The sequence below is a fragment of the Cycloclasticus sp. genome (assembly GCF_019090545.1).
Taxonomy (GTDB): domain Bacteria; phylum Pseudomonadota; class Gammaproteobacteria; order Methylococcales; family Cycloclasticaceae; genus Cycloclasticus; species Cycloclasticus pugetii.
In genome coordinates this window covers 1-11,874 of record NZ_JAHRVT010000048.1, presented here as the reverse complement: position 1 = coordinate 11,874, position 11,874 = coordinate 1, and the positions used below count along the sequence as shown (strand labels likewise).

The following is an 11,874-nucleotide window of genomic DNA, read 5'->3' as shown; positions in this document are numbered from 1 at the left end:
ACTCGAACCAGTGACCCAATGATTAACAGTCATTTGCTCTACCAACTGAGCTACAGAGGAATTGTTCAGGTCGCGTATCTTACGAAACGCGGCTGTTTTGGTCAATAGCTAATAAGCTTTAAAACACATTTAATTGTCGTTTAGTAACTTTGCTATTCGATCCATGGCGTTTACTAGGTTATCCATGCTGGTTGCAATGGATATACGCATGTGACCATTAAGCCCAAAAGCTGAACCGGGAACAAGCGCGACGCCTGCCTTTTCAAGAATATATTCAGCTAAGTCTACATCGTTGTCGATGCTGTCCATGCGATTCAGTATGGCGTTGAAATCAGGGAAGCAGTAAAACGTTCCGTCAGATGAGATGCAGCTGACGCCATTTATTTGGTTCAGTTGTTCTACAACATAATCGTGGCGTTCTTTAAAGGCGACGAGCATTTCACCGATGCAAGATTGATCTCCTTCTAGTGCGGCTTGCGCAGCGTATTGTGAGATAGATGTTGGGTTTGATGTGCTTTGCGACTGAATCTTCTTCATCGCTTTGATCAGCTCGCTAGGGCCTGCTGCGTAACCAATGCGCCAACCAGTCATGGAGTAGGCTTTTGATACACCATTAAGCACAATAGTTTGGTCGTATAGTGCTGGGCACGCCATAACGATGTTGCTGAAAGGCTCGTCAGTCCAAAGGATGTGTTCGTACATATCGTCGGTCGCGATGAGGATATGTGGGTGTTTGACCAACACATCGCCCAGTGCTGCTAATTCGTCATTGGTATAGGCTTTACCACTTGGGTTTGATGGGCTGTTGATCACAACGAGTTTGGTTTTTTTGGTGATGGCAGCCTCAAGCTGTTCAGGGGTAATTTTAAAAGCTTGATCTTGGCCTGCTTGAACGATGACCGGTACGCCACCTGCCAATAAACTCATATCAGGGTACGACACCCAATACGGTGCAGGAATAATAACTTCATCGCCATCGTCTAATAAGGCTTGAGCTAAGTTGAAAAAGCTTTGTTTACCACCGCATGAGACAAGAATTTGGTCGGCTTGATAATCAAGACCATTGTCGCGTTTTAATTTATTGATAATGGCATCTTTAAGTTCAACCGTGCCATCAACGGCTGTGTATTTGGTTTTACCTGCATTAATAGCGTCTTTAGCGGCTTGTTTGATATGCTCTGGTGTATCAAAGTCAGGCTCGCCTGCGCCTAGGCCGATGATGTCTTGTCCGGCTGCGCGTAAGGAAGCCGCTCTTGCTGTTACAGCAAGTGTTGGAGAAGGTTTTATGCGTTGTACGCGTTGTGACAGTTTAATGCTCATTTGTTATAGCCTCTATGAATAAAATTCAGCTTAAATGGGGTGTTGACAGCTTTTTTAGAATAAAATTAAGTATTTGGTCCCCTAAAGACAGTATTCTACTAGATGCTGCGTTCCCAGATAATCCCTATGAATAAAAAATTCGAAATTCACTCATCTTTTAAACCAGCAGGCGATCAACCAAAGGCGATTAAAGCGCTGGTTGAGGGAGTTAATCATGGCGAAGCGAATCAAACCTTATTAGGGGTAACAGGCTCAGGTAAAACTTTTACGATGGTGCATACCATCGCAGAGCTACAACGGCCTGCTTTGGTGTTGGTGCATAATAAAACGCTGGCCGCGCAGTTGTATGGCGAGCTTAAAGAGTTTTTACCCGATAATGCGGTTGAATATTTTGTGTCGTATTACGATTACTATCAGCCAGAAGCCTATATGCCGGCATCAGATACCTTTATAGATAAAGATGCATCATTAAATGAGCACATTCAGCAAATGCGCTTGTCTGCGACTAAAGCACTGATGGAACGCAAGGATGCGGTGATTGTTGCGAGTGTTTCTTGTATATATGGCTTAGGTGATCCGGAACTATATTTTAGTATGATTTTGCATTTATCTCGTGGTGAGCGGGTGAGTCAGCGCGAGATTATTCGTCAGTTAACAGACATGCAATACAAGCGTAATGATGTTGAATTGCTTCGTGCAACGTATCGAGTAAGAGGGGATGTGATTGATATATTTCCTGCCGAGTCAGACCAAGATGCGCTACGTGTGGAATTGTTTGATGATGAAATTGAGCGTTTGTCGTTGTTTGATCCATTAACCGGTGAAATTATCCAACGGATACCGCGTTACACAATTTTCCCTATTTCTCATTATGTAACCCCGCGCGAAACCATTTTAGAAGCGATAGAGAAAATAAAATCTGAATTGGCAATTCGCTTAGAACAGTTACGTTCGTTAAATAAACTGGTTGAGGCGCAACGGTTAGAAGAACGTACAAAGTTTGATTTGGAAATGATGCGTGAAATTGGCTATTGCTCAGGGATTGAAAATTACTCACGTTATCTATCCGGTAGAAAGCCTAATGAGGCGCCGCCCACGTTATTTGATTATTTGCCAGATAATGCCTTGCTCTTTATTGATGAGTCACATGTGACGGTGCCGCAAGTAGGGGCGATGTATAAAGGTGATCGTTCAAGAAAAGAAACGTTGGTTGAATATGGCTTCCGTTTGCCATCTGCGTTAGATAATCGGCCGATGCGCTTTGAAGAGTTTGAAGCGAAAGCGCCTCAAACGATTTATATTTCAGCGACACCTGCTAAGTATGAAATCGAGCGCTCGGGGGCGGTGGTGGAGCAAGTTGTTAGGCCAACAGGCTTACTTGACCCGATTATTGAAGTAAGGCCGGCCACAACACAAGTGGATGACCTGTTGTCAGAAATTAAAAAACGAGTGGCAGTTGAAGAGCGTGTGTTGGTTACAACGCTAACCAAACGAATGTCTGAAGATTTAACCGATTACTTAATGGAGCACGGGGTAAAGGTTCGCTATCTGCACTCTGATATTGAAACGGTTGAACGGGTAGAAATTATTCGTGATCTTCGTTTGGGTATATTTGATGTGTTAATTGGTATTAACTTATTACGTGAAGGCTTGGATATTCCAGAAGTGTCCTTAGTAGCTATTTTAGATGCAGACAAAGAGGGGTTTTTGCGATCTGAGGTGTCTATGATTCAAACAATAGGGCGTGCGGCAAGGAATGTAAAAGGAAAGAGTATTTTATATGCCGATAAAATAACACGGTCAATGCAACGGGCGATGGATGAGACCAGTCGCCGTAGGGAAACTCAGCAGGCGTTCAATGAAAAGCACGGAATTAGCCCAACCGGAATCATTAAAAAGGTCACCGATATCATGGAAGGGACGGCCCGATCTCAGCGAAGTACAATGAAAAAAGTAGCTGATGAAGCGGCAAAATATCAAGCTTTATCACCAGCTCAAATGGCTAAAAAAATAAAAGAATTAGAAGCGAAAATGTATCAACATTCACGAGATTTAGAGTTTGAAGAAGCCGCTAAAGTACGGGATAAGGTGAATGAGTTACAAAATCAGATGGTTTTGAATAGCTAGCATTGGCAAATTAAATAAACTGATAGCTTCACTAACGAGGCAACATTCAGTACAATGCGCGGTCTTAAGAAAATTGGCTTGCAGGCGCGTAGCTCAGTTGGTTAGAGCGCATCCTTGACATGGATGAGGTCGGTGGTTCGAATCCACTCGTGCCTACCAATTTTTAACACCAAATTCAAACATCAAAACACAAAGGTTCTAACGTGCCAGTTATTACATTACCGGATGGAAGTCAGCGCGAATTTTCACAAGCAGTTAGCGTGCTGGACGTGGCCGCTGATATTGGCGCAGGCTTGGCAAAAGCAACCTTAGCAGGGAAGGTGAATGATGTATTAGTTGATGGTTCTTATTTAATAGAGCAAGACTCAACGCTAGCGATTGTGACCGCAAGAGATGAAGACGGTCTTGAAGTTATTCGCCATTCAACCGCACATTTATTAGCACAAGCAGTTAAGCAACTGTTTCCATCGGCTCAAGTCACCATAGGCCCGGTTATTGATAATGGTTTTTTCTATGATTTTGCATTTGAGCGTTCGTTTACCCCAGATGACCTTGAAAAAATTGAAAAGAAAATGTCTGAACTGGCAGAGCAATCTATACCGGTTGAGCGTTTTGAGCTGTCTCGTGATGATGCAGTAACGTTTTTTAGAGACAAAAACGAGGAATACAAAGCACAAATTATTGAAAGCATTCCGCAAGATGAAGTGTTGTCACTTTATAAACAAGGTGATTTCACTGATTTATGTAGAGGGCCGCATGTGCCAAATACTGGTAGTTTAAAAGCGTTTAAACTAACTAAACTGGCTGGTGCGTATTGGCGTGGTGATTCTAATAATGAAATGCTTCAGCGTGTATATGGCACGGCTTGGGGCGATAAAAAGGCGCTGAAAAAGTACCTGCATAGAATAGAAGAAGCTGAAAAGCGTGATCATCGTAAGATTTCTAAATCACTGGATTTGTTTCATATTCAAGAAGAAGCACCAGGGATGATTTTTTGGCACGATGCAGGCTTAAGTGTTTATAGAACAATTGAGCAATATATTCGTTCTAAACTACAAGACAATAATTACGTAGAGGTACGTACACCGCAATTAGTGGATAAGTCATTGTGGGAAAAATCAGGTCACTGGGAAAAATTCCGTGATGATATGTTTACCGTAGACTCGGATAACCACGAGTATGCTGTTAAACCAATGAATTGCCCATGTCATGTGCAAATATATAACCAAGGCTTAAAAAGCTACCGTGACTTGCCCTTAAGAATGGCCGAGTTTGGTTCGTGTCATCGTAATGAGCCATCAGGTACCTTACATGGACTGATGCGTTTGCGTAACTTTATTCAAGATGATGCGCATATCTTCTGTACGGAAGATCAAGTTCAATCAGAAGTGTCTGATTTTATTGACCTGTTGTTTGAAGTGTATGCGGATTTTGGTTTTACCGACATTCTTATCAAGTTATCTACACGACCTGAAAAACGAGTAGGCTCTGATGAGGTTTGGGATAAGTCTGAAAAAGCTTTGGAAGAGGCCTTAAATGCAAAAGGCTTAGACTGGGAATTACAACCGGGTGAGGGTGCCTTCTATGGGCCTAAAATTGAGTTCTCACTGAAAGACTGCTTAGATCGTGTTTGGCAATGTGGTACCATCCAAGTGGATTTTTCAATGCCGGGTCGTTTAGATGCGCAATTTATTGCAGAGGATGGTTCAAGACAATCGCCGGTTATGTTGCACAGAGCGATTTTGGGTTCTTTGGAACGTTTTATTGGCATTTTAATAGAAGAATATGCGGGTAAATTTCCTGTGTGGTTGGCACCGACCCAAGTCGTTTTAATGTCAATTACGGATAAAAATGACGAATATGCGACCTCAATTGCAAAAATCCTTCAAAAACAAGGCATCAGAGTCAAATTAGACTTGAGAAATGAGAAGATCGGCTTTAAAATTCGCGAGCATACTTTAAAACGCATTCCGTATCTCATCGTTATCGGTGACAAAGAAGTAGAAAATAACGAGTTGGCAGTGCGTTCGTTAAGTGGAAAAAACCTGGGTCATTTCAATCCTGAGGACTTTATTTCGTTAGTAACCAAAAATGTTACTGAACGAAATGCATTAGAGTCTTAAGTTTTTGCACAAGGTGCATTAGCGTACGTTGCTAATATTAGAAATGGCTTAATTTAGCGTTAAAAATTTTCGGAGATTGTTAAGATCGCAACAAAAAGAGTAAGAGTAAACGAAGAGATTACAATACCAAGTGTAAGACTCATCGATCATGAGGGTGAGAAAGTAGGTGTTGTTACACTAGAACAAGCGATGAGCTTGGCTGCTGAAGTCGATTTAGATTTGGTTGAAGTTTCTCCAACAGCTAAACCACCTGTCTGTAAAATAATGGACTATGGTAAGTTTAAATTCGAGGCTAGCAAGAAATTGCAGGCATCGAAAAAGAAACAAAAAAATGTTCAGGTTAAAGAGATTAAGTTTAGACCTGGAACCGATATTGGTGATTACAACGTAAAATTACGTAATCTGCGTTCATTTTTAGAGAACGGTGATAAAACCAAAATCACAGTAAGATTTCGCGGTAGAGAAATGGCCCATAGAGAGTTAGGTATGGAGTTGTTAAATCGCGTAGAAAAAGATTTAGAAGAATTAGCCTTGGTCGAACAGCGGCCAAAGTTTGAAGGCCGCCAAATGGTAATGGTTATGGCGCCGAAAAAAATTAATTAACGGAGTATTGTAATGCCAAAGATGAAGTCAAATAGCGGAGCATCCAAACGTTTTAAGAAAACGGGTACGGGCGCTTTTAAATGTAAGCAAGCTCACTTGCGTCACATTTTGACCAAAAAAACCACTAAACGTAAACGTCAACTACGTAAAGCATCATTGATTCACGCTTCAGATATGAAAAGCGTGACTCGTATGTTGCCGTATAGTTAATTTTAAGATTTTCGAGGATAAGAAATGCCAAGAGTAAAACGCGGTGTTGTTGCTAGAGCAAGACACAAAAAAGTATTAAAACAAGCAAAAGGATACTATGGGGCACGTAGCCGTATTTATCGTGTTGCTAAACAAGCGGTGATTAAAGCGGGTCAATATGCCTACCGAGATCGTCGTCAAAGAAAACGTCAATTCCGTGCTTTATGGATTGCACGTATTAATGCTGGTGCCCGTAGCTGTGGTTTGTCATACAGCCGTTTTATGAATGGCCTTAAAAAAGCATCCATCGGTTTGGATAGAAAAGTATTAGCTGATCTAGCAGTGTTTGATAAAGATGCGTTTTCGCAATTAGTAGCGACTGCAAAATCTAACCTGTAGAAACAGCTTTTGGGTAATTAACATTACCCACATATTTTTTATACTGTATTGACTACAAGCTGATAGTGAGTCGTGAGGGAAAGGTCTAGAGGCCTTTCCCTTATTTATTTGGATTAAATAAAAAGATAACAACGTGGAAAATTCATTAGAAAACATTGTTAAGCAAGCGCAAAAAGAATTAGCTGATGCGTCATCTCTTTCAGTTGTTGAAGAAATTCGAGTTACTTACCTAGGTAAAAAAGGTGTATTTACGCGCCAAATGAAAACGCTGGGCAAGCTATCTGCTGAAGAAAGGCCCAAGGTTGGTGCCGTTATCAACCAAGCTAAACAAGAATTTCAAGCGCACTTAGAACAGCGTAAGGTACAACTTGAAAATGAATTATTAGCAAAGCGCTTAATAGAAGAAACTATTGATGTGACCTTACCTGGCCGTGGCCAATCAGTGGGTGGTGTTCACCCTGTGACAAGAACGATGCGCCGTATTGAACAAATTTTTAATCGTGTTGGTTTTGACGTAGCAACCGGACCTGAAGTGGAAGATGATTTTCATAATTTTGAGGCATTGAATATTCCTTCTCATCATCCTGCACGAGCCATGCACGATACTTTTTATTTTGATGAGCATACCTTATTAAGAACACATACATCACCCGTTCAAATTAGAGTGATGGAAAATCAACAACCGCCACTTAAAGTGATAGCGCCGGGTCGTGTTTATCGTTGTGATTCAGATATTACGCACACACCCATGTTCCACCAGGTTGAAGGCTTTGTTGTAGATAAAGATATTAACTTTGCCGACTTAAAAGGTGTTATTAGTGCGTTTCTAAAGGCCTTTTTTGAAAAAGATGTCAAAGTAAGGTTTAGACCCTCCTATTTTCCATTTACAGAACCCTCTGCTGAAGTAGATATTGAATGTGTGATGTGTGAAGGTGAAGGTTGTCGTGTATGCGGGCATACCGGTTGGTTAGAGGTATTGGGCTGTGGAATGATTCACCCAGAAGTATTTCGTCATATCAACATTGATGCAGACCAATTTACCGGCTTTGCTTTTGGTATGGGTGTAGAAAGGCTGACCATGCTTCGATATAAAATCAATGACTTACGGTTATTTTTTGAAAATGATCTTAAATTCTTAAAACAGTTTAATTAAGCTTAAATAAGGACTCATAAATGTTAGTAAATGAAGCATGGCTTAAAGAGTTTGTTGATTATTCAATTCCAACGAATGAATTGACAGAAAAATTAACAATGGCTGGCTTAGAAGTAGACTCTGTAGAAGCGGCTGCGGCTGAGTTTACCGGCGTGTTAGTAGGTGAAGTATTATCAGTTCAAGCACACCCAAATGCGGATAAATTACGCCTTTGTAAAGTCTCTATTGGGCAAGAAGAGCCTTTAGATATTGTTTGTGGTGCGAGTAATGTTAGAACTTCGTTACGGATTCCTGTGGCAACTGTTGGTGCCGTCTTACCCGGTAATTTCAAAATCAAACCATCAAAGTTACGTGGTGAGCCTTCTAATGGCATGTTATGTTCCGAAGAAGAGCTTGGCCTCGCTGATTCAGCTGATGGGTTGATGGAGCTACCAAGTGATGCGCCGATTGGAACTGATATTCGGGACTATTTACAACTTGACGACACGATTATCGAAGTAGATTTAACGCCAAATCGTGCCGATTGCTTAAGCGTAGAAGGTGTTGCGCGTGAAATTTCTTGTTTTGCTAAACAGCCTGTCAAAAACAAACCAGCACCAAAAATAGAAACTTCAATAAACGACCATAAAAATGTAAACGTTGAGGCTATTATAGATTGCCCTCGTTACCTAGGTCGTGTGATTAAAGGCTTAGATCGTTCAGCACAAACGCCTATCTGGATGCAGGAAAAATTGCGTCGATGTGGTCAGCGTAGTTTAGGTCCGTTAGTGGATGTGACAAATTATGTTCTATTGGAATTAGGGCAGCCGCTTCACGCATTTGATTTAGCTAAAATCGATGGTGACATTGTTGTTAGACATGCGAGAGAAAAGGAATCTCTAACGCTATTAAACGAACAACAAGTTGAGTTAGATGAGAGTGTGCTGGTTATTGCAGACCAACATAAAGCCTTGGCTTTTGCTGGTGTGATGGGTGGTGAAGCGTCAGCAGTTAATGACGAGACAACAGATATATTCTTAGAATGTGCATTTTTTAGTCCTCTGTCAATTGCGGGTAAATCTAGAAAGTTTGGCTTACATACAGATTCATCACACCGGTTTGAGCGTGGTGTAGACCCAGAGCTTTGTTACCGTGCATTAGATCGAGCGATTGAATTGTTGACCGATATTGCTGGCGGGCAAGTAGGGCCCTTAACGGACGCATCGTCAACCAAAACGCTTCCAGTTAATAAAGCAGTGCCTTTTAGGTTTCAAAGAGTGCAGCGTGTGCTGGGTATAGAACTTGATGAAAATACAGTCGAAGCATATTTTGATAGCTTGGGAATGATTGTTAATAAGACGGCAAGTGAGTGGTTCGTTACAGCACCAAGTTATCGATTTGATATTGCAATTGAAGCAGACTTGATAGAAGAGGTGGCACGCTTATATGGCTACGATAATCTGCCACAAAATGAATTAACCGTTTCGGGTACTTTAACAGCCATTGAAGAGCAGTTGCAGCCCCTAGACAGGATTAAAGACTTACTGGTTGATTTAGGCTATCAAGAAGCGGTTACATACAGTTTTACAGATGACTCGTCGCTCAAGCTGTTGACCCCTCAGAATGATGTGTACCGATTACAGAATCCAATATCGGCTGATTTGTCTGTTATGCGTACAACCTTATGGGCTGGCTTATTAAAAGCAATGGATGCAAACATTAAACGTAATGAAGAAACAATACGTTTTTTTGAAACAGGCTTAAAATTCACGGTTAAAGATGGGCAGCTAGTGCAAGAGCAAATGTTGTCTATATTAGCGACAGGACTCGCTCAGCCAGAACAGTGGGGTGAGTCATCTAGAAGCATTGATTTTTATGATGTTAAACACGATATAGAAGCTATTTTATCGTTGAATGGCAGTTTGTCAGACTACCAGTTTAAACCGGCTAAACACGAAGCTTTACACCCAGGACAAACAGCAGAGCTGATTAATAATTCAGGGGAGCATGTTGGTTATATTGGTTTATTACACCCAGCTTTGGAAGGTGAGTTTAATATTAAGAAACCAGTGTATTTAGTAGAACTAAAACAATCTCTGATTCAGACAAAACAGATACCAGAATTTCAAGCAGTGTCAAAATATCCAGCGGTAAGACGTGACCTAGCACTCATTGTGGATGAAAAGTTCCACGTAAATGAAATGGTCGGCTATATTACTAAGCAATACACGCTTGTTAATGAGGTTATTGTGTTTGATATTTACCAAGGCAAGGGAGTAGAAACTGGTAGAAAAAGTGTTGCTTTGGGCTTGATTTTACAGGATAAATCTAAGACACTAGTTGAGCAAGATGTTGAGGAACTCATTAATGAATTGCTCGCTAATCTTAATAATTTATTTAATGCTCAGCTAAGGGAATAAAAAAATGTCATTAACGAAAGCTGATTTAACAGAGCAATTATTTGACGAGTTAGGTCTCAATAAACGAGAAGCTAAAGAGATCGTTGAGCAAATGTTTGAAGCAATAAAGGAATCGTTAGAAAAAGGTGAGCAAGTTAAAATTTCAGGATTTGGAAATTTTGAACTTAAAGACAAAGAGGCTCGACCTGGACGAAATCCAAAAACAGGCGAAGATGTATCTATTTCTGCAAGAAGGGTGGTTACTCTTAGAGCAGGTCAAAAACTTAAAGACAGAGTAGAAGCATATGCTGGAACCCAGTCATAACAATGAGTTGCCGGCGATACCGGCGAAACGTTATTTCACTATTGGTGAAGTGAGTGAGTTATGTGCTGTAAAACCCCATGTACTAAGGTATTGGGAGCAAGAGTTCTCACAACTTGAGCCGGTAAAACGCCGTGGTAATCGTCGTTATTATCAACGTAAAGATGTTGTGCTGATAAGGCAAATTCGTGGGCTGCTTTATGAGGATGGTTACACTATTGGTGGCGCTCGTTCACACCTTTCAGGTGAAAGTTCACAAAAAGACACCTCACAGACAAAAATAGAAATTCAGCAAATAAAAGCTGAATTAGAAGAAATTTTAGACATACTCAAGTAATTTTAATTCCATCGGGGCGTAGCGCAGCCTGGTAGCGCACCAGTATGGGGTACTGGTGGTCGGAGGTTCAAATCCTCTCGCCCCGACCAAATTTCCTTTATTATTCAATTAGTTATAGCTCGGCTATTTTTCGATATTACAAGATTGTCTAACCTTTCACTAGTTTCACTAGAATAAGTCACTTTTGCAACAGCACTAGCAAAGCCACTAAGGTAATTAACTTTTCCAGTTCCAACGTTGAAGCTTTTATTATCAGCATGTTTCTTAGCGTAAGAGGCAGAGGGTGTGCAAAGCCCGTTAAGCAATGTATTGCAAACGATGTAAGCAATTTATAGACACTGCAGCAGTGTTAGCTTATCTAGTTAACTAATTGTCGGTACAAATGAGGAAGCGGGTTGTAGTTGAAGTGTCTTATCATGTGCTTAAGTTTTTTGATACAGCCAAATTCTTTTTAATATCAACTGCTAAATAGGTTATCTACGATTGTAGGTCTGATTTTTAGTTAAGCATGAATCGTGGTTAGACCATTTTAGTTGGTGCTTAACAAATTCAAATAATTATGGCTATAAGATGCTAGTTATTAAGACTGGTGCTCTAAGTGGTTCTTTATTCCTCTGTAGTTACGTTATTGGGCTTTTTGGCTAGGAAAGCCTTTATTAAGAATATCAGGTAGTCTATTTGCAAGGGCCATTAATAGTATTCCCACCACAGAGGCAGGAGGATAGGTTAGTTGTAGCGTAATAAATTTTATACAGGACTTGAACTGTGTTGTGTCACAATGTTATTAGATTTATTGTCTTTTTTGATTAAAAAGGGGTGGGTCTTAGGCAATAGAGACTGTTCACTAAACAACAGTAGGGTAGATAAATGGATTTGAAAGGAAAAGCAGCGATAATAACCGGTTCAACATCGGGAATTGGTTT

Annotated in this window: 10 protein-coding genes and 2 tRNA genes; 11 read left to right on the top strand and 1 reads right to left on the bottom strand. The window is 40.7% G+C overall.

The annotated features are described in order from the left end of the window. Positions 1–129: 129 nt before the first annotated feature. Positions 130–1,320 (bottom strand): pyridoxal phosphate-dependent aminotransferase, encoded by a 1,191-nt coding sequence (locus tag KUG63_RS10960; RefSeq protein WP_287555344.1) that lies wholly within the window; start codon positions 1,318–1,320, stop codon positions 130–132. Between the two features lie 126 nt (positions 1,321–1,446). Between KUG63_RS10960 and uvrB the strand changes: the two genes are divergently transcribed. The 11 genes from uvrB to KUG63_RS10905 all read left to right on the top strand — a co-directional run bounded on the left by uvrB (position 1,447) and on the right by KUG63_RS10905 (position 11,040). Further along, positions 1,447–3,447 (top strand): excinuclease ABC subunit UvrB, encoded by a 2,001-nt coding sequence (gene uvrB, locus KUG63_RS10955; protein WP_277642232.1) that lies wholly within the window; start codon positions 1,447–1,449, stop codon positions 3,445–3,447. A gap of 82 nt (positions 3,448–3,529) precedes the next feature. After that, positions 3,530–3,606 (top strand) — tRNA-Val (locus tag KUG63_RS10950). A gap of 44 nt (positions 3,607–3,650) precedes the next feature. After that, on the top strand, positions 3,651–5,570 hold the full coding sequence (thrS, locus tag KUG63_RS10945; RefSeq protein ID WP_016389610.1) for a threonine--tRNA ligase: 1,920 nt from the start codon (positions 3,651–3,653) through the stop codon (positions 5,568–5,570). A 75-nt stretch (positions 5,571–5,645) separates the two neighbouring features. Next, positions 5,646–6,173, top strand: coding sequence for a translation initiation factor IF-3 (gene infC / locus KUG63_RS10940; RefSeq protein ID WP_223253239.1), 528 nt, complete (start codon positions 5,646–5,648; stop codon positions 6,171–6,173). 12 nt (positions 6,174–6,185) lie between these two features. Then, positions 6,186–6,383 carry a 50S ribosomal protein L35 gene (rpmI, locus tag KUG63_RS10935; RefSeq protein WP_015005584.1) on the top strand — a complete coding sequence of 66 codons (198 nt, stop codon included), beginning with the start codon at positions 6,186–6,188 and terminating at the stop codon, positions 6,381–6,383. Positions 6,384–6,407: 24 nt separating this feature from the next. Next, complete coding sequence (rplT, locus tag KUG63_RS10930; protein WP_015005585.1) at positions 6,408–6,761, top strand: 50S ribosomal protein L20; 354 nt, start codon at positions 6,408–6,410, stop codon at positions 6,759–6,761. Between the two features lie 133 nt (positions 6,762–6,894). Next, the gene (pheS, locus tag KUG63_RS10925; RefSeq protein ID WP_015005586.1) at positions 6,895–7,914 is read left to right on the top strand and encodes a phenylalanine--tRNA ligase subunit alpha; all 1,020 of its coding nucleotides are present in this window, start codon (positions 6,895–6,897) and stop codon (positions 7,912–7,914) included. Positions 7,915–7,934: 20 nt separating this feature from the next. Beyond that, a complete protein-coding gene (gene pheT / locus KUG63_RS10920) occupies positions 7,935–10,313 on the top strand; it encodes a phenylalanine--tRNA ligase subunit beta (protein ID WP_287555341.1) in 2,379 nt (792 codons plus the stop codon). 4 nt (positions 10,314–10,317) lie between these two features. After that, positions 10,318–10,617: an integration host factor subunit alpha gene (locus KUG63_RS10915; RefSeq protein WP_015005588.1), complete on the top strand. Its 300-nt coding sequence runs from the start codon at positions 10,318–10,320 to the stop codon at positions 10,615–10,617. After that, the gene (locus KUG63_RS10910) at positions 10,598–10,951 is read left to right on the top strand and encodes a MerR family transcriptional regulator (protein WP_015005589.1); all 354 of its coding nucleotides are present in this window, start codon (positions 10,598–10,600) and stop codon (positions 10,949–10,951) included. The genes KUG63_RS10915 and KUG63_RS10910 overlap by 20 nt, the downstream gene beginning before the upstream one ends. Before the next feature lie 12 nt (positions 10,952–10,963). Next, positions 10,964–11,040 (top strand) — tRNA-Pro (locus tag KUG63_RS10905). Positions 11,041–11,874: the final 834 nt, after the last annotated feature.